The organism is Pseudooceanicola atlanticus (genome assembly GCF_000768315.1).
GTDB classification, from domain to species: Bacteria; Pseudomonadota; Alphaproteobacteria; order Rhodobacterales; family Rhodobacteraceae; genus Pseudooceanicola; species Pseudooceanicola atlanticus.
Genome location: NZ_AQQX01000004.1, coordinates 469,821 through 491,640 on the forward strand (window position 1 = coordinate 469,821; position 21,820 = coordinate 491,640).

At 66.5% G+C, this 21,820-nt stretch carries 1 protein-coding gene (running past one end of the window); it reads left to right on the top strand.

Going from position 1 to position 21,820, the window contains the following annotated elements:
• Window positions 1-21,820: the 5' portion of an Ig-like domain-containing protein gene (locus ATO9_RS13275; RefSeq protein ID WP_043749637.1), read on the top strand. It continues 10,946 nt past the right edge of the window; 21,820 of the gene's 32,766 nt are visible here — the first part of the coding sequence; it begins with the start codon at window positions 1-3; the stop codon falls past the right edge of the window.

Below are 21,820 nucleotides of genomic sequence, written 5' to 3' on the forward strand. Positions count from 1 at the left end.
TTGCCGCGCGATGAGGACGTCGATTTCGAAAAGGGGTGTGTCTCTAATAAACGGGAGACGCTTGAAAATCCGGCCGAGATAGAGGCCGGCCCCTCGCTGCATTTCGAAACGCTGGAACCGCGACTGCTTCTGTCGGCCGATTTCCTGCCCGTCACCGGCACCATCGACATACCCGGCGAGGAAGAGGCGCATGTCTTCACCCTGACCGAGGCGACGGCGGTTCACATCGACGATCTGAGCGCGGCCAATGTCGAGTGGCGCCTTCTGAGAGAGGACGGACGCGTGGTCGCCTCTGCCGATGCGGGCGACGGGAACAGCGATACGAACGGGCACCGGGCCGACATGATGTCGACCCTGGCGCTGGCCTCCGGCACCTATACGTTCAGCGTCGGCGGGATCGGGTCTGCGACCGGCAGCTACCGATTTGAAATCAAGGACTTGTCGCAATCCATTCCGGTCAGTTCCGGAACATTGATCGAAGGCCAATTGCCCACGGGCCGGGAAACCCAGCTTTATTCCATTTCCGCCGGACAGGGCGATATTCTGGATTTGAAATTAGAAACGTTGTCGGGCGGCATTTGGTCCGATGTCGGAGTGCGGATCACAGATCCTTTCGGCAACAATTTGATCGACGAGGCTTTTTCGGTCAGTGACACGCCATTGACCACCGGAATTCTCAATGTCGGCGGCACCTACATCCTGTCGATCGAGGGCGAGCGGCTGCAATCCGGTCCGATCGATTTCGGCGTGACCCTGACCCGCAGCCGGGCGACCACGACGACACCCACCGATGGCACGGAAACGCCGATCGTCCTGGGACAGGACATCGACGCGACGCTGGCCGATATCGACGACGTGCACCGCTATTCGATCAGCAGCGCCAATCCGGGTCTGTTCCTTCTGACGCCGCACAGATCGTCGAGCAACCTGTTCTGGATCAACGCCACGATCAGCGACACGTTGGGCCGGTCGCAGACCCAGGTGATCGGAAATGGCGACCGGCTGTTTCACCTGCCCGCGGGCGACAACCTGCTGGAAATACAAAGCATCAACGCCTCCAACCTGAGCTACCGGATGGCGTTGCGCTCTGTCACCGGAGCGCCGCAGATCGCCTATGGGGACGTGTTCGAACCGCATCTCGTGCCCGGATCGGACAGCGAGGTCTACCGCTTCGACGCCCAGGCAGGCGACACGTTCAGCGTCACGACCTCCGTACCGGGCGCCCAGCATTTCGTGAACCTGGACCTCTACGATGCTTCCGGGCAAAGGCTGACGACCAGCCAGGACATGCTGGGCCGCACCACGGTGGACCGGGCGGGCACCTATTACATCCTGGTGCGCGGGGACATGGACAATATCGCCGAACGCAATGCCGCGTTCCGGCTGGACAAGGTGACGGATGAAACCCATGCCCTGACAATCGGACAGACGGTATCGGGCGACCTCAAGGCCGGGTCCCGGCATGTCTACGCCTTCGACCTGGACAGCGCGACGACGTTGGCGGTGGACACGCTGCAACGGGCGGATGTGCAGTTCCTGATCGAGGGGCCCAACGGCATCGCGCTATCGGCCACCGACTTCGACACGGCCTATTCCCAAGCGAGAACGGTATCGCTGGGCGCAGGCTCCTACCGGCTGGTCATCCAGCCCGAGGGGCGATTGCAGGGCGACTACAGTTTCCGCCTGCTGGATTTCGCCGATGCCCCGACCCTCGCCCCGGACGCGCCGATCAGCGTCACCCCGGACGCGGATGGCGGCGCCGCCATTCGCCGCATCGCGGTGCCGGAGGGCGCGGATTTCCTGCTGGATGTGACCGCCAACCCGGGCCGCGTCACGATCTACTCGCAATCTGGCGAACAGCTTCATACGACCACCAATGACTGGACCCTGGGAACGGTACGGGGCTCGGCTGGGCGCGATATCTACGTCGTGTTCGACCTGGACGCAGATGGCGGCATGTCCGAATTCACCGCGACGCCATCGCTGCGCGCTATCACAGAAGCCCCCCTGACCCTGGGCACGCTGGTCGAGGCGGTGATCGACCATCACCGCGACCTGCGTCGCTACACCTTCACGCTGGACAGCGCGGCGAAGTTGATGATGGACAGCCGGTTCGACGGCTCCAGCGCGGCTCGGTTCCGCCTGCTGGACGATCAGGGCAATGTCCTGGTAGAAGAGCCGGCCGACCTGAACTCGGCCAGCCAGTTCCTGTCCTTGCAGGCAGGCGATTATGCGCTGGAGCTGTTCTTCAGCAACGATACCGCCGGGACGATTCCGTTCCTGTTGAAGGACGTGACGGACGCGCCGCTGCTGGACCTGGACATGATGGTCACGGTGCCCGTCATGCCCGCCCGCGGCAGCGCCGTCTACAGGACAACGCTGGACGGGTCGACGCCACTGCACCTGGCGCATCGCAACCCCGTCGGAAACAACTTCACCCTGCGCCTGCTGGACCAACACGGGCAAGAGGTGCATGCCACCAGCGGCACCGATGTCTCTATCCCGCAGATGGGATTGTCCGGCACCTATTACGTCGTCGTCGAAGGCTACCAAAACGGATCGGCGACCGAGGCCGGATCGCTGGATATCGGCCTGTTCCAAAGGACGGAAACGACCCGCGACGTCACGCTCGGCACCCGCATCGACGGGGCTCTGTCGCAACCGGGGGACCGCCACCGGCTGAGCTTTGAGCTGGCGCAGGACACATGGCTGCAAGTCGACAGCCTGATCGGCTCCGGCGTCATGTCCTGGGCGGTGGAAACGGCCAATGGCGACCAACTGGCCAGCCGAGATTTCGACGACATGCCATGGGGGCGCGAGGCATTGCTGCGCCTCTCGGCTGGCCGATACGATATCGTCATCCGCGGCGATGACGGGGCCACCGGGGATTATGCGCTGGCGCTGCGAAACCTGGATGCGGCACCCTCCCTGCCCCGGGATACCGATGTGACCTTGAACCTGGAGGCCGAGGGCAGTCAGGCCTTCGCCTTCGATGTGGCGGCGGGGGATCTGCTGCGGCTGGAGCCCGGATCGCTCAGCGCCTTCGGGGTGTCGACGGCCAGCCTGACCGTGCAGGTCTTCGACGCGGTCGGGCACGAGATCCATCGCGGCAACTTCGTCGCCACCGATCTGGGGCCCGCGAAATATTCGGGGCGTTATACGCTGCTGATCAATGCGAACCATTCCGTGGCCGCCGCCGTGACACCGATCCTGCGCCTGGCCGATCAGGGCAGCGCTCCGACCATCCCGATGTCCGGCGACCCGGCCGTTTTGGGCGAGGTCATCACGGGCCAGATCGACACGCCCGATGGCAGCGAACAGCGGCTTTTCACGCTGACCGAGACGACGCGACTGCTGCTCGACAGTCAGTCGAACAACGCCAATATCTGGGTCCGGGTGGACGGGCCGCATGGCGCGATCACGGAGGCCTATCGCCTCAGCAGCGGGGTCACCTATGCCGGGCTGGGCAGCACCAATCCCGCTGTTCTGACACTTCAACCGGGCACGTATGCGCTGACCTTCTACGCCACCAGCGGCGCGGTCGGCGGCTATGCGCTTGGCCTGGTTGATGCCGACGCGACCGCCGAGGCGATCACCGACGGCACCCCGGTCGAGGCCGTGATCGACCCGGGCAACGCCCTGAAAACCTTCAGCTTCACCGGCCAGGCCGGGGACCGGGTCATGCTGTCGGACGTCACCGTGACGGGCGGCAGTTCCAGCGCGGGGACGTTCCAGCTGATCGATCCGGACGGGTTTGTCACGACCTTCGAGGGCAACCGGGCAAGTGTCTCGCTTTCCGACACCTTCCCCGCGACATTGCCCAAATCCGGGACCTACCTGCTGCGGATCGCGGGCGGCATGACCTCTCCTGCATTCTCGGTCGACTTCACGTTGCGCCAGGACAGGGTGCGCACGCAGGCCCTGACAATGGGAGAACTCGTCTCCGCCTCTCTGGACACGAAGCTGTCGCAAGAGAATTATACCTTCTCGTTGGCTTCGGATACGGCGCTGTTCCTCAGCGCCAAGGGCAGCGACGGACAGATACAATGGCGCCTGCGATCGGCCGACACCGGGGAGCTGTTGCGCAATTCCCCGAACCTCGACGGGATCAGCAATGTCGGCGACGCCATGATCTGGGCCGGCGCCGGGGATTACGTGCTGGAAATCCACAGCGAAAGTTACCGGACGCGCGGAGACTACGTTTTCTCACTGACGGACCTCTTCGCAGCGCCCGCGGCGAGTGATCTGGACCAGATCACGCTGGATGCCCAGCCAACGCCGCAGATCACGACGACATCCGTCACGCTGGAGGCCGGCAAGCGCTATTACTTCGATACCGTGTCGACCTCGACCGCCAGTTTCTGGATGCAGATGGGCCTTGTCTCACCATCGGGGCGGCTTCTGTCCATCGACAGCATCAGCAACGACATCGGCGCGATCGAGGCACCGGAAAGCGGGCAATACACGATCTTCATATGGATGAACCGCACCTTGGACACCCCCGCCGGCACGGTGACGCTGGCGGTGCGGGAACCGGTGCGCAGTTTCGTCGACAGCCCCCTGAACCAGACCCTCAGCGGAGAGATCGAAGGCGCCGGAGACAGCGTCGTGCACCGGTTCACCCTCCCCAAGGCAGGGTATTACTATTTCGACAGCCAGACCGGATCCTCGACCTTGGAATGGGCGCTGCGCCGCAATGGGCTCACCGAACAGAGCGGGCTGCTGAACAGCGATTCCGGCGTGAACACCTCCTACCTGCTGGCGGCGGGGGATTACGAGGTGGTCATCACGGGACGGGACAGCAACGTCGGTGAGTATCGGTTCGGGCTGATCGACCTGGGCGCGGCCCCACTTCTTCCCGCCGACGGACATGTCGAGGACACGCTGGTGCCCGGCGCCGCATTGCGGGCCTATCGGATTCCGGTGGTGGCGGGCGACGTGCTGTCCATCGACGTGGACTCGGTCTCGGGTTCCGCGACCCGGCGCCTGATATCTCCGACCGGGCAGCAGATCGTCCAGGGGTATTTCGGGTTCGACACGGACCGGGCCGTGCTGACAGAGACCGGCGAGTACCTGCTGTTGATTGGCGGGGCGAGCGGGACGCTGTCGGAGACCCGTTATGCCTTTGACTACACGACGCTTCGTGCACCGGCTCCGGTCGACATTGGGAAATCGGATACCGGCGCGGACCTCGGTATCACTGGCCTGACGACCGACGGGCCGGTGCGCGCGAACAGCCCCGTCACGATCCGCTGGACCCTGACCAACTCGGGCGATCAACCGTCGCAGGACGGCCTGGACAGGATCGTCATCCGCAACCCCGAACGATCCGCCATCCTTGCGGTGGTCGAGGTGCCACAAGGCGGGCCGCTCGCCGCCGGGGCAAGCCGCGCGCGCGAGGCTGTGGTGCAATTGCCCGGCGGCCTGTCGGGCACCGGAGAGCTGACGATCTCGGTCTTTGCCGACGCGCTGAACGCCACCCGAGAACCGGGCGCAGAGGGCGGCGAGGCGACGATCACCGTGACCTCCACTCCCGAGACGCTGGCCGATCTGGTGGTCGAGGATATCACCTTCACCCCGGCGGTGAACTGGCAGCCCGGGGATGACGTCACGATCTCCTGGACCTTGCGGAACCAGGGCGGCGCCCCGGCATCCGAGGCCTTTGTCGATCAACTGCGCCTACGCAACCGGTCGACGGGGGCGGAACTGGCGCTGATCGACGTGGGGTATGACGGACCGGCCATCGCGCCCGGCGACACCGTTGCCCGCTCTGCAACCGTGACCTGGCCCGGCGGCCAGAACCAGGTCGGTCAGTTCACCGTCATCGTGACGACCGACACCGACAATACGGTGGACGAGCTGAACACCGACGGTGACGCCGAGACGAATAACACCTCCTCTGTCGACGTCGTCTCAGCCCCCGATATCATCGCCGAGAACCTGCGCGTGCTGACGGAAAACCCGCAGGCCGGGGGCCAGGTCACTATCGCCTATGATGTCGTCAATATCGGCAATGGGGCGACCCGGTTCGGCTGGACCGATCGTATCAACATCTACAACCAGGCCGAATTCGCGACCGCCCACAACTCCATCATCGACCATGGCGGCCCGATGCTTGGCCCGGGTGAGAGGGTAACACGGCAGGTCACCGTGACGCTGGCCGACGGCGTCGCCGGCACGGGCGAGCTTCGGCTGCTGGTCCAGACCAACCGGGACGAATTCGGCCGGCGCGGGATGCTGGAGCTGACGCCCGACGGCGCGAGCGGCTACGAAACCGGAACGGTCGTGACGTTCCAATCCGCCGCCCGCAGCTATCCCGACCTTCGGGTCCGGAACCTCGATGTGGCCGACAACGCGCTGAGCGGGCAAAGCCTGGCCATCGGCTGGCGGGTGGAAAACGGCGGCGTCCGGACCGACGTGTCCTCCTGGGTCGACCGCGTGGTGCTGTCCGGTGACACGATCATCGGCAATGGCGACGACGTCATCCTGGCGGAAATCCCGCGCGATGGCGCGCTCGATCCCGACGGGTTCTACGATGTGGCGACAGAGGTCGACCTGCCATCCGGCCTGACCGGCACCTACCGGATCGCCGTCATCGCGGATGTGGGGTCGGACGTGACCGAACCCGACACGCGCAGCGACAACATCGCCCTGTCCGAGATCGGGCTGACCGCGCCGATTTCCGACCTGAAGGTAGAGATCGTCACCGCCCCGCCCGCCGCCGGCTATGGCGACAGCGTCGCGCTGGAATGGCGGGTGCGGAACCTGGGTGTTGACCCTGCGACGGGCGGTTGGACCGATGCCGTCTATGTCTCGACCGATGCGGTGCTCGACGGAAACGATATCCTGCTGGGCGAGGTCGCGCGCACCGGACCGCTGGCCGCCGGCGACAGCTACACCGTCACCGGCAGTTTCGATCTGACCGGCGCGCTGACCGGGCCGGTGCATTTCCTGATCGTGACCGATCGCGGCGACACCATCTTCGAAGGCGCGGACGAGGCCAACAACGTCACCGCCACGATCGGCCAGACGACCCTGACCGTCGGGCCTGCGGCCGATCTGACCGTGGCCAGCGTCACCGCGCCCGAAACCGCCTCGCCCGGGCGGGAGGCGGTGATCCGGTGGAGCGTGCGCAACGACGGCGCCGGCATCGCCCGGTCGCCCTGGGTCGACAACGTCTACCTGTCGACCGACGGCGCCCTGGACGGGGCACAGCTGATCGGATCGGTTGCGCGGTCCTTCGACTTGGATGTCGGCGAAAGCTACGAGGGCGAACTGACCCTGCCCTTCCCCGATATTGCGCCGGGCGGCTATACCGTGCTGGTCCTAACCGACGCCGCGAACCGGGTGTTCGAGGCCGGGGATGCGCCGAACCTTGCTGCGTCCGACGACAAGGTCGCGGTGGACAGCCCCGACCTGAGGGTGACGGCGCTCGATGCCGTGGGCCAGGTGACCTCGGGCCAGACGATCGACGTCGACGTGACCTTTGCCAATACCGGCCCGGGCACCGCCCAGGCCGATCGGCGCGACCTGATCGTGCTGTCCCTGGATGACGTGTTCGACGATAGCGACGTGGTGCTGGCCGAATGGCAGCGCACCGAAACGCTGGAGCCGGGCGCGATCATCGAAGACAGCGTGACCGTCACCATCCCAATCGAATTGTTCGGGGACTTCAACCTGCTGGCGGTCAGCGATGCCGATGGCGATGTGATCGAGGCCAATCCCGACAACAATGCCACCGCCCGCGCCCTGCGGGTCGACCTCGCGCCTCATGCCGACCTCGTGGTGCGGGATGTCGAGGCGCCGGAATTCACCGCGCGCGACCCGGCGACCATTACCGTCAGCTGGCGGGTCGAGAACCAGGGCACGGGCCGCGGGGCCGAAACCGGGTGGGTCGACGTGGTCATGGCCTCCCGCGATGACGTGATCGGCAATGCGGACGATTTCGAACTGGGCCGGGTCGACCGGTTCGGCGGTCTTGGGCTGGGCCTGGGCTACGACGCCTCGCTCGACGTGGTGATGCCGCCGCGTTTCTCGGACCGGCTGACGATCTACGTGCAGACGGCCCAGGACGCGCCCGTGTTCCAGGCCGGCAAGACCGACAACGACATCGCCACCGTGCCGCATCCGGTCGACGTGATGCCGATCCCCTATGCCGACCTGAAGGTCGAGGAGATCTCGGCCGATCCGGGCGGGCAGAGCGGCCAGCCGCTGACAGTCAACTGGACCATCGCCAATCGCGGCATCGGCACCACCAATACCGGGAGCTGGAACGACCGCATTTCCGTCTATTCGGATGCAGCGGCGACCAACCTGCTGACCTACCAGGAGTTTACCCATGTCGGCGCGCTGGCGGTGGATGACCTCTACGAACGCAGCGCCCAGATCCGCATTCCCGACGGGGTCGAGGGCCCGGTCTACATCCGGGTCAGCACGCGGGGCCCGTTCGAGTTCATCTTCGACGACAACAACGCCTCCGACATCGTCAGCAGCACGATAGCCCTCAGTCCGTCCCCGGATTTGGAGGTCACAGAGATCGCGGTGCCGCCTGACGCAGAGGAAGGTCAGGCCATCGACATCGCCTGGCGGGTCGACAATACCGGCGAGGCCGCGACCTCGGGCAGTTGGACGGACGCCGTCTACCTCGTGCCGCTCGACACCACCAAGGCTCCGATCTTCCTGGGCCGTTATACCAGTGATGCGGTGATCCAGCCGGGTCTGTTCTATCAGCGTACCGAACGGATCACCCTGCCGGGCCGGGTGTCGGGCCCTCATCGGCTGGTCGTGATCACCAACGACCGCGCGACGCTTTATGAACATGGGGACCGCGCCGACAACAACCGGACCCAGGACGACGCGATCCTGACCATCGCGCCCTCTCCGCGGCCCAATTTGACCGTCGCCAAGGTCGAGGCGACGGAAACGCCCTCCGCTGGGGGGACGGTGACGGCGAACTACGAGATCACCAACCAGGGCGCTGTGGCCGCGACGGGGCGCTGGATCGACCGGGTCTACCTTTCGCTGGACACCACCCTGGGCAGCGATGACCTGCTGATCGGTCAATTCGAAAACGTCTCTGCCCTTGATCCGGGTGAGACCTACGGCCTGACCACCGACCCGATGACGATTCCGCTGCGCTATGGCGGCAAGGCCTACGTGCTGGTATCGACCGATGCCTTCAGCCAGGTCGACGAATATCCGAACGACGGGGACAATGTCGCCAGCCAGGAGATCCAGATCACCCCGGCCCCCAAGCCCGACCTGGCCACGGACCGTGTGATCGCCCCGACCCAGGTCGTCGCCGGGTCAGAGATCGAGGTCAGCTACACGGTCACCAACAAGGGCCTGAACGAGACCTTCACGGGCCGTTGGACCGACACGATCTGGATCGCACTGGACCCGCGCCGCCCAAGCACCCTGAAGAAGGTCACCGATCCGGGCGACGTGGATTTCGGCAAGGGCAACAGCGCGATCCTGCTGGCGACGATCCCCCGCAACGGCGTGCTGGGTCAGGACGACAGCTATACCCGCAAGGTGAAGGTCCGCATCCCGGACACCCTGCCGACCGGGCGTTATTTCATCACCCCCTGGACCGACAGCACCGACCTGGTGGTCGAGGACACGCTGGCCGGCAACGAGAACCCCGACGACCCCGACGAATTCGACAGCAACAATTACAAGGGCCGCGCGATCGACGTGATCGGCTTCACCCCGCGCCTGCCGAACCTGGTGGCGCAGGACGTGACAAGCAGCCCTGCCGTCGTGTCGGGGCGCGAGGCGCTGACCGTGTCATGGGCCGTCGAGAACCTTGGCAGCGGCGCGATTGACGGGGACGCCCTGTGGCGCGACGTGGTCTACCTGTCCGACAACCCGGTCTACGGCGCCCCGGGGGCGACGACTTGGCGGATCGGGGCCTTCGAACGCACCGGCCCGCTGGATGTGAACGCCCGCTACACCCGCAGCGAAACCATCGACCTGCCCCCGGGCGTGTCCGGGCAATACGTGCATGTGGTCGTCGACCAGGGCACCCGCGGCATCCCCGGCATCGGCGAAAGCGACGAGACCGACAATGTAGCCAACGGCACTGCCGACGTCACGGCCGCCCCGGGCGACCTGCGCGTGGTCGATATCACGCCGCCTCCCGACGGAACCCTGTCGGGCGCCGAGGTCGAGGTCAGCTGGACCGGCGAGTACCTGGGCCCCGACATGTGGGAGGGCACGGTGTCCTGGCGCGATGCGGTCTGGATCAGCCCGGATCCCGTGCTCGATCTGTCGCGCGCGACACGGTTGGCGGTCACCACGATCGTGCCGAACGCCCCGCTGAAGGATGGCGATCAATATACCGGCCGCGCGACGGTGACCCTGCCCGCCGGGATCGACGGGCCCTACTTCATCCACGTGATCGCCGACGCCGCCGCCTCAGGCCGGCAGGCCGAGCGGGAGGCGACAAGCGGCAATGCCGAGGCCGCGGCCGATCTCTATGCCGGGTCCGTGTTCGAAGGGTCGGCGAACGACAACAACATCGCCACCGCCGAGTTCCAGGCCGTCTTTTCCGAACCCAACCTCGAATTCACCCAGATCACCCTGCCCGACGACCTGAAGGCGGGCCAGGAGGTTCCGATCTCCTTCACCGTGACCAATACCGGCACGCGGGTCGCCCAGGCAGAACGCTGGTACGATCGTGTCTTCATCTCGCGCGATGGCGGGCTGGACGGATCGGACCACCTGCTGGCCACGTTCGAACGCTTCAACGCGGTGCTGGAACCCGGCGAAAGCTACACGGTCGAGGACGTGATCACCCTGCCCGTCGGTATCGAGGGGCCATTCCACATCCTGTTCGAAACCGACAGTCGCACGGCGGATGGTGGCATCTATACCCGCTCGGACGTGGCAGAGGGGTTGAACGGGCTGCGCGCGACGTCCCGGAACCCGGTCAACGAGTTCCAATTCGAGGGCGACAACCTGAAGGTCTTCGAGCGGGATATCGAAGCCTCTCCCGGCCCCGACCTGCGGGTCGCCCAGCTTGAGGTGCCCGATATCCTGATCCGGGGCGAACGGCTCGAGATCACCTATCGTGTCACCAATTCCGGCAGTGCGACGATCCCGAGCCAGGGCACCTGGACCGACCTGATCTACCTGTCGCGGGACGAGGTGCTGGATCCCTCTGCCGATATCTTCCTCGGCTCCCATACCCATGACGGCGGGCTGGAGGCAGGCGATCATTACGACATCACCCGCGACCTGACCCCGCGCTTTGCGCTGAGCGGGGAATACTATGTCTTCGTCGTCACCGACCGTGCCACCGCCCGCGCCCCCATCGGCGCCGTCTACGAAGGTGGGTTGGAGCGGAACAACAGCCTGACATCCGCCACCCCGATCCGGTTCCGCGAGCCACCGCCCGCCGACCTCGTGACCTCGGATGTGGGGGTCACCGGCGACATGATCGTGGGCGAAGAGATCACGATCACCTACCGGGTCACGAATAACGGCACCAGCCCCGCATCGGGCCGCTGGACGGACGCCATCTACATGTCGACGGATGCCGGCTTCGACCTGGGCGACCGGTTGGTCGGACGGGTCGAACAAAACCGCACGCTGGCACCGGGCGAAAGCTATACCGGCACCCTGACCACGACGATGCCCGTGGCCGCCGAACGCGCCTACCGGTTCATCGTGCGCAGCGACGTGCGCAGCGAAGTGAACGAAGACGGCGCGACCGCGAACAACCTGGCCGCGACAGAGAACTCGATCTATGTCACCACGCCGGATATTCCGCTGGGAAGAGCCACTCCGGTTGACCTGGCAGCGGGTGAGGAACGGCTCTACCGCGTGACCACGGGGCTGGGACAGACCCTGCGCACGCGGATCGCCGCGGCCGACCCGGACGCGCAGCTGGAGATCTTCGTCAAGTATGACGGCCTGCCCACCGGCACCGATTACGACGCGATCTACGACACGCCCCTCAGCGCGGTGCAGCAGGCCACCATCGGCAGCACCCTGCCCGGCGAATATTACATCCTCGTCCGCAATATCGGCGACACCGACCAGGACGTCGCCCTGCTGCCGGAAATCCTGCCCTTCCAGATCACCGATGTCCGCCAGGATCGCGTCGGCGACGGGCGTTACGTCACCACGGTGGTCGAAGGGGCCAGCTTTGCCCCCGGGGCCGTCTTGCGCCTGACCCGGCCCGGCGTCGCCAGTGTCCTGCCGATAAACCAGGAGGTGCTGGATGGCTCCCGCATCGTGGCGGTCTTCGACCTCGCAGGGGCAGAGCGCGGGCTCTACGATGTCGAGGTCATCAACCCCGATGGCGAAACCGCGGTGAAACCCTACCGCGTGCTGGTCGAGCGCGCGATCGAGAACCAGGTGGGTCTGGCCCTGGGCGGCCCGCGGATCGTCCCGGTCGGACAGACGGGCAATTACGCGCTGACGCTGCAGAATTTCTCGAATATCGACACGCCCTATGTCCATTTCACCTTCGGCGCGCCGAACATGGGACAGGCGGAAGGCGTCTATGACCTGCCCTTCCTGAAATTCACCACCAACCTGTCGGGCGACCCGGCGACGGATGCCGGAAGCGACGTGCCCTGGGCCGATCTGGGACCGATCACGAATACGACCGGACACATGCTGGCGCCCGGTTTCGCCTACGACCTGCCGACCGGCGGGCTGGCCGCCTTCAGCTTCAACATTCAGACCTACCCGGTGCTTCAGGCGCTGGTGGACCGGGATTTCGAACAGGTCCGCGAATACCTCTACGACGCCCATCCTGAGCTGCGCGAAGGCGGCGCATTGGATGCCGGGCCCGACGCCCTGGCAGATGTGAACCCGGTCGTCGACCTCATCTTCCGCGATCCGCGGGTCGAGGTGCTGGACGATGCGGTGCGTCTTTACGCCCCGTTCCAGTTTCACGTCCTCGCCGCGGCCACACCGTTGACGCGCGATGAATTCGTCGCCCTGCAATTGGCCGAGGCCGACCGCCTGCGCGATGCGATCCTGGCCGACCCGGAGGCACAGGGCGCGCTGGCCGCGATCGCGGGCGACGCCACCGCTTGGCGCAGCGGCTACCTGGCCGCGCTGGAAACCGCCGGCATCCTGCGCCCTGACGGAGAGGCGCCCCCGGCCCGCGAACGCGGCGAAGTGGTCAGCCTGCTCAGCACCTTGTCCATGGGCGTCCTGCTGAACGAAGAGGCCGACGCCTTCCGCACCTCGACCGACCTGGTCGCCTTTTTCGCCAAGATCCGCGAATGGTACGGCAATGACGAAACCCTGCTCGCCGATATCGCGCGCTACGACATCCGCTCGGGCGAGAACGTGCCGCCGCTCGACATCCCCGTTCCGGCCTTGCCGGAGGCAGACGACTACGCGCTTGGCCTGACCTATCCGACGCTTTTCCAGGCTTTCAACGTCTTCTCGCCGCTGGCGGGCGAGGACGTGGTGGACAATATCGGCTCGGATCTCTCGACCTCGGAGCTCAGCCCGCTGGACCTGGGCCGGTTCCTGGAAGAGCTGGAGGCCGCCAACCGCAACGCGGCGATGCTGGGGCCGCAGGGCTATGGCGAGGACCAGATCGTCCCGGCCAATACGCGCCTACCCTTCGAGATACGCTTCGGCGACGCACAGGGCGGCCAGCCCGTGCAGGAACTGCGCATCACGACCGAACTGGATCCGAATTTCGATCCGCGCAGCTTCCGTCTGGGGTCGCTGCGGCTGGGCGATGTGGTCATCGAGGCACCGGAAAATCGCGCCCTGTTCCAGACCGACCTGGACCTGACCGGCACGCTTGGCTACGTGCTGCGCCTGTCCGCCGGTATCGACGTGGCCAGCCGCACCGCCACCTGGCTGGTGCAGGCCATCGACCCCGACACCGGCGAAGTCGCCACCGCCGGGCCGGGCCTGCTGACCGGCGACGACCCGACCGGGGCTGTGACCTACGCGGTCACGCCCGGCGCGCGGATCACGGATGGCACGCGGCTGATCTCGATCGCAAAGGTCGACTACGACACCCGCCCCAGCGACCTGACCAACGAGGTATCCCAGACCGTCGACACGGTCGCCCCCGCGACGGCCCTGACCGTGCAGCGTGTCACCGGCACCGACAGGTACGAACTGTCCTGGACCGCAAGCGATGCGCGATCCGGCGTGCGCCATGTCAGCCTTTACGTTGCGACGGATGGCGGCGATTTCCGCCTGCTCGAGGCTCAGAGCGAGGCAAGCATCCATACCTTCGTGGGCGAGGCCGGACATAGCTATGAATTCCTGGCACTGGCCACCGACAATGCAGGCAATACCGAACGGCCGCCCGCAGGGATCACTGCGCCGGATGACGGGTTCGCCGTCAACCTGGGCGGCACCGAATTCGGGCCCGCCACCTCACCCACGCCACTGGCCGCCCCCGCGCCCACCGATGCCGTGGCGAACGACCTGTTCCTTGAAGTGCTCGAAGGGGTGACGGCCCCCAATGCGCCCTCCGCGCCGGCCTTCTACACCCAGGTGGCCAGCCCGTTCTCGGCGGCGGCCTTTGCCCGCGGGTTCCCCGATCTGGACCTGGCCGGGATCGGACCGACCGCGCTGGCCGAGGCTCCGGATGGTAGCATCGTCGTCATCGGCGGCCCGCAGCGCAGCGCGCTCTACCACCTGCCTGCCCGCGGCGGCGACGTGTCGGGACAGGGCGATTTCGGACAGACAGCGGCCCCGATCTATGACATGGCCTTCGGGACGGATGGACGGCTCTGGGCGATGTCGGGGCGGCAATTGCTGCAACTCGATCCCACGACCGGGGCGACGATCGCGGCCTTCGGCGAGGGTCTGACCCAAAGCCTTGCCATCGCCGCGGACGGCCGCATCTATGTCGGTTCCGGCCGCGGGATAGAGCTGTTCGACCCCACGACCGAAACCTTCACCTTCTTCTCGGATCAGCGAGTCGGAGACCTGGCACTGGACCCCACCGGCACGCTCTGGGCGACCAGCTGGCCGGAGCAGGGCGATATCCTGCGCTTCGACGCGTCCGGTCAGGCCGAGATCGTCCAGCAACTGAACATCGCCGCGGAGTCGATCACCTTCGGCCGCGCGGGCACCCGGCTGGAAGGGTTGGCTTTCATCACCAGCGATATTGACCGTTCGACCGGGCTGGGAACGCTTGCCGTGCTCGACCTGGCGACGCAGCGGGTCGCGACGCTGGCCATCGGCGCGGCCAGGGGTGACAGCCTGGTCGCCACCTCGGACGGGCGCCTGCTGATCGCCAACGGTGCAGGGATCGACGTGGTCAACCCGACCTCCGCCCCCGAGGTCACCGCGATCAGCCCCGGCGACGGCGCAATCCAGATCGGGCTGGTTTCGGAAATCCGCGTGACCTTCGACAGCGACATGTCGGCAGAGGACGCGACTGCCGAAGGGTCGGTCCTGAATACCGACAATTACGTGCTGACCACCGAAAGCGGCGTCGCGATCACGATCCTAGATGTCAGCTACGACACTGCCACGCGCACCGCTACGCTGACGGTCGACGGTCTGGAAACCGATGTTTACACACTTGCCATCGCGGAAACCGTCACCTCCCTGTCCGGGCTGTCGCTGGGCCATGAGGTCGCCAGCACGTTCCACGTCCTCACCGATTTCAGCGCCGTGGTGGATATCCAGTTCGACCGCACACGGCGGGACCGGCAGAACGGCACGATCTCGTACGATGTGACGGTGACAAATACCGGCGGGGCGGAACTGGCGCTGCCGCTGCGCCTCGTGATGGACCCGGCGCGCTATTTCAGCGGTGCCGCGACCGAAGGCGTCGGCGACGGCGACCTGTGGCTGATCGACCTGGGCACCGGTCAGGAGCCCGGCGCAACCTTCGCCCCCGGTGAAACCCTGTCGGCCACAACAGCCACCTTCCTTGCGCCCGAAGGTCTGCACCTGGGGGTGGAGCATGGCGTCTATGCCCTGCCCCCCGCCAACACGCCGCCCACCCTCTCCGAGGACCCGCTGGAATATGCGACCGTCGGAGAGGAATACCGCGCCACACTTGCCATCGAGGATGCCGAAGGCGGCGAGTTTGCCTTCGTTCTGATGCAGGGGCCCGAGGGGCTGAGCGTCGATCAGCAGACCGGAGAGGTCGTCTTTGTCCCGACCGCCACCAATGCGGACCTCGAAAGCGTCGTGATCCGGGTTTTCGACGCCGCCGGGGCCTTTGCCGATATCGCCTGGACGATCGAGGTCGAGGGCGGCGATGGCGTGCCGCTCTTCTTCGATCCGGTGCAGGAACTGACCGTGGCCGAGGGCGAGCGGCTGGACCAGGTCTTTATCGCCACCGATCCCGAATTTGCCCAGGTCACGATCCTGGCCGAGGATCTGCCCCCCGGCGCGGTCTTCGACAGCCGGTTCGGGGTTCTGTCCTGGCAGCCCGATCACACCCAGTCGGGCCAGTACACGATCCGTCTGGTGGCCAGCGACGGTGCCCGCTATTCCAGCCTGCCAGTGACGATCAACGTGACCGATGCCAACGCCGCGCCGGTTCTTGCCCCGCAGCCCGAACGGACGATCCGTCAGGGCGATCCGCTGCGGTTCACTCTGCGCGGAACCGATGTCGATCCGGGCGCGCAGCTTTACTACTACAGCCCGATGCTGCCTGCGGGTGCGACGCTCGACCCTGAAACCGGGGTGTTCGAATGGACGCCTTCCTACGTCCAGTCGGGCACCTACGATATCCCGATGCGGGTCAGCGACGGCACCACAGCGTCCGAGATCACCGCGACCATCATCGTAGAAAACGCCAACGCCGCCCCGGTCTTCCGCGATCTCGGCACCTTCACCCTGGTCGAGGAACAGCCCTTCGGCCTGAAGCTGGCCGCCTTCGATCCGGACAATCCCAACAGCCTGCCGCCGATCCGGCTTGTGGATGGCACGCTCCATTTCCCGGCCGACGCGCCGGGACAGCATCCCGTCACTTACACGATCGATGGCCTGCCTGATGGCGCGACTTTCGACCCGGAGACCGCGCAGTTGTCGTGGATAACCGACCTGGACCAATCCGGCCGGTACGAGCTGACCGTGACCGCCACCGACGATGGCGACGGCACCGGCACGCCGGCCACGACCAGCGCGCAGTTCATCCTGGATGTGGCCAACCTGAACCTGCCCCCGGAACTGCCGGAACAGGAGAACCGAACACTCGATGCGGGCGCGACACTTGATATCCCCGTTGGGGTGGTCGACGGCGATGGCGGCAATGTCGATGTGACCGTGACGCTCGTGCCGCTGGCCAGTGCCGACAGGGTTGGCATCGACGTGGAGGCGCTGATCCTCGGGCCTGACAGCGGCTTTGCCACCCATGTTCCCGGCGAGAATGGTGGCCTCATCCGGCTTACCCCCTCTGCCTTCGACCGCGGCGATTACCTGATCACCATCACCGCCACGGATGATGGCGGCGGCGAGGCATCCGATATCCGTCGCGACGAACAAAGCTTCATCCTGTCGGTCGAGGCCGCCGCAGTTCCGCCGCGCCTGTCCATGCTTGGCCAGGCCGTCGCCGTCGCGGGCGAAACCGCCACGCTGCCGATCCGCGCCGTCGACGCCGATGGCGATCCGCTCACCTTCTCTGCCGAGGGGCTGCCGCAGGGGGCCACGCTGGTTCCCGGGGTCAGCTATGGCACGGCCACGCTCAACTGGTCCCCGACGGCAGGCCAGATCGGGATGCACACGATCAAGGTGATCGTGGAGGATGACGGCAATGGCGGCACCGGCCCCGTCGGTCGGGACGAGGTCACGCTGACCCTGACCGTGCGCGACAGCAACGCAGCCCCGGTCCTGTTCCCCGTGGGCGACCAGGTCGTGGCCGAGGGCGAATTGCTGGAACTGACGCTGGGCGCGCTGGACGCGGATGGCGATCCGGTGACCTTCCTGGCAGAAAACCTGCCCGCCGGGGCCCAACTTGACCCGTCCACCGGGGTGCTGACCTGGCTGCCAGGCGGGTTCGATGCCGGGCTTTACGAGGATATCGTCCTCACGGTCACGGACGGCCATGGGTCAAATTCGGAAACGATCTCGATCGAAGTGACGAACACCAACGCCGCGCCCGTGCTGACGCCCCTGCCACCGCAACGGGGGCTGGAGGGCGAGGCCCTGTCCTTCACGATCCTGGGCGGCGATCCGGATGCCGACCCGATCCTCTTCGAAACCGTGACACCATTGCCTGCCGGGGCCGATTTCGACCCGGGCACCGGGGTCGTCAGCTGGACACCCGGTTTCGGCGATGCCGGCACCTATGAACTGGCCTTCGCTGCCGTCGACCCCTCGAGCGCGCGCAGCGAGATGACGGTGCGGGTGGTCGTCGACAACGTCAATCGCGCGCCCACCCTGTCGGTCCAGAACCGCCTTGCCACCCTGGGCGACACGCTGGTCGTGCCCGTGTCCGGCGCCGATCCGGACGAAGACGACACGCTGAGCTATCGGATCGAAGGCCTGCCTGCCGGAGCGCAATTCGACAGCATGTCCGGCGTGCTGACCTGGACACCGAGTGTGGATCAGATGGGCGACACCCTGCTCTACGTGACCGTCACCGACGGCATGGCAGAGACGCGGCGCCCGCTGCTGATCCGGGTCACCGCCACGCCCGAGCCCCCCTCCGTCACGCTTCTGGCGACGCCCGATTTCCCGGTGCCGCCAGGACAGAAGATCACCCTGCAGGTCCTGACGGAAAGCCTGGGCCGGATCGGTGAGACCCGCGTTCTGGTCGACGGCAATGCGGTGACACTGGGGCCCGACGGCAAGCTGACGCTCACCACCTCCGTTCCCGGCCGGATCGTCGTCCGCGCAGAGGCGGTTGGCGAAAACGGCGCGGTCGGGGTCGCGGAAACCGTCCTGCGCGTCCGCGATCCGGCCGATACCGCGCCGCCTGTCCTGTCTCTCGTCCCGCCTGCTGGCAACGCCCCGATCACCGCTCCCGTCGATCTTCTGGGCAGCGTCGAGGACGCCGCGCTGGATGAATGGAGCCTGACCGCCCGCCACCTTCTGTCGGGCCGGGACATCCTGCTTGCCTCGGGCACCGAAACCGGGGCCGGTGCGCTGGCACGGATCGATCCGGCGGAGCTTGCCAACGGGTTCTACCGGCTGACGCTGCGCGCGGTGGACCTGAACGGACGGCAGAGCGTGACGGAAACGAATGTCGAGGTTTCGGCCGCCGCGAAGTCGGACCGCACCGTGCTGACCCAGGTCGACACGGTGATCGAAGTGGCCGGCAACAGCTTTGCCCTGACCCGCGGCCACGATCCGCTTCAGCCCGGTCGTCCGGGGCAATTGGGGGCGGGCTGGGTCGCCGGCTGGCAAAGCGTGGACATCGAGGTCGAACCCGGCGCGACGGGCCGCAGCGCGACGAACGCGCCACAGGGCATGACCACGGGCAGCCGCCTGCAACTGACATTGCCGGACAACACGCGCGTCGGCTTTACCATCGGGGCCGAGGTCGAACGGTTCGGCGGTGGCACCCTGGCGCGGCCGACTTTCACGCCGGATACCGGCGGCACGGGCTGGACCCTGACAGCGGCGACACCCTTCCTGGCGCTGTCCGGTGGCCGCTTCTTCGACCCGTATAGCGCCGAGCCGTGGGACCCGGCACTGGCCCGCGCGGCCCTCTTCACCCTGACCGGCCCGGATGGCACGGCATATGGCGTCACCGGCAAAGGCACGATCCGCACCGTTACCTTCGCCGACGGCACGATGCTTCGGATAGGCGACAGCGCCATCTCGCACGATGGCGCGGTTCTGGTGTCCTTCGAACGCGACGGGGCCGGACGGCTCAGCGCGATGGAGCGCGCGGATGGCCAGCGGATCGTCTACGGCTATGACGGCGCCGGGCAGCTGACCATGGTGCGCGAGGTCGGCAGCGGGGCGGCGGCACGCTACGCCTGGTCCCCCGAAGGCACCCTGCTGGCCGATACCGCGACGATGCAATGGTTCGACCCCGACGAGCCCGGCACGGCCCGTCCGCTGGCCGCGCTTGCGCCGTCGCTGGCCGAGGCCGGAACGACGCCCTTCGCAGCCACCTTCGGCACTGACCGAACGGCCCAGATCGCGCTGCACCTGCGCGGCAGCGAGGTGGCCGATGGCCCGATCCTTCTGACGCTGATGGTCGAAGGCCCGGTCGAGGATGCAGTGTCCCTCACCGGGCTGACCGTCCTGACCCGCTCCAGCGCCGATGGCGTCACCACGCTTCTGCTGAGTGCGGAGACCGCCGGGCTTCACCTGCTGGGCCTGAACGGCGCGCAGGGGACGCGCAATGTCAGCCTGTCCCTGCTGGGCGATCTGAACGGCGATGGCCGCGTGGACGCGGCGGATGCGGACGCCTTGCCCGCCGATCTGAACGGCGATGGCGCGTCGGACAATGTCGATACCGGGCTTTACGCTCGGATGCTGGGGCGCAGTGCGAATATGGGTCCGGAGGCGCTCGCCCCCGATATCGGCGCTTATTCCGGCTTGCCGGTCGAGATCGCCCTGACCGACATCGCCGCCGACCCCGCGGGCGACGCGATCTTTGCCGCGATCCTGTCGGCAACCGGGGGCACTGCACGGATGTCGCGTGACGGCCGCAGCGTGGTCTTCACCCCGGCGGACGATTTCACCGGCGCCGCGACAATCCGGCTTGCCGTGGATGACGGCTATTCCACGGCAGAGATCGACCTGCCCGTCGAGGTCACCAACCCGACCCTCACCGCCATCGACATCATCACCCGCGAACCGCGCCTCGCCCTTGGGCAGGCGTTGCCGCTGCGCTTCAGCGGCAGCTTTGCCGACGGCGCGACCGGGGTTCCGCTGCCGCCGGATTACCTGACCCTCAGCCTCAGCGACACGAGCATCGCAGCGCTGACGGAGGACGGGCAGATCCGGGGGCTGGACCACGGCACCACCACGCTTATCGCCAAACGCGGAGAGGCGACGGCCGTCACGGTGATCAAGGTCGGGCAACAGAGCGACGCGACCAACTACCTGAGCCTGCTTGGCTTCACCCCCTTCCCCGCCTCGCTGACGCTCGGGCTGGGGGGGCCGGGTGAAACCATCGGTCTGCTGGGGCCCGACGATCAGCCGATCACCGAAGAGGACGGCCCGGCTCCCGCCTTCTACACCTCCGACGCCAGTGTCGCGACGGTCGACGCGGACGGCCATGTCACCGCGCAAGGTACGGGGTCGGCGCGGATCACGGTCATCTACCAGGGGGCAGAGGCCTTCGTCGACGTGGCCGTCGCCGCGCCGCAGGCCTCTGGCAGCATGATCGGCGCCGAGGGCGGCGTGATCGAGAACGCGGAAGGCTACCAACTGCGGATCCCGCCCGGGGCCTTGCAGGAAGGTTTTGCGGCGAAGATCACCGCGATGGACCAGAGCGAACTGCCCTACGCCTATATCGAGCCGGGCAATGGTTTCGAATACGGCGCCGCCTTCGACATCGATATCGGCGACCTGATGCTGGCACAGCCGATCCAGCTGTCCATCCCGACGAATTTCGACGAAGGCGATACGGTCGTCTTCCACAAATCTGCACCGCTTCCGACCGCGGAAGGCTGGGTCTGGGGTTGGGAAGAGGTGGCGACCGGGATCGTCGATGCCAACGGGTTTGCCCACACGGTATCTGTCGCGGGCGAAGGCATATTCTCGAACCAAACCGCCCTGGTGTCCAAGGTGCCGACCGGAGGCACCACCCGTGCCAATGGCCAGGTTTATGCCAACCTCGAACTTGGCCGCGACATGACCACGGCGATGACCGGCAAGGTCGGCAACACCACGATTGGCAAGACGCAGAACGGCAATTTCGTCACGATCTCCTATCCGACCGGATCGACCG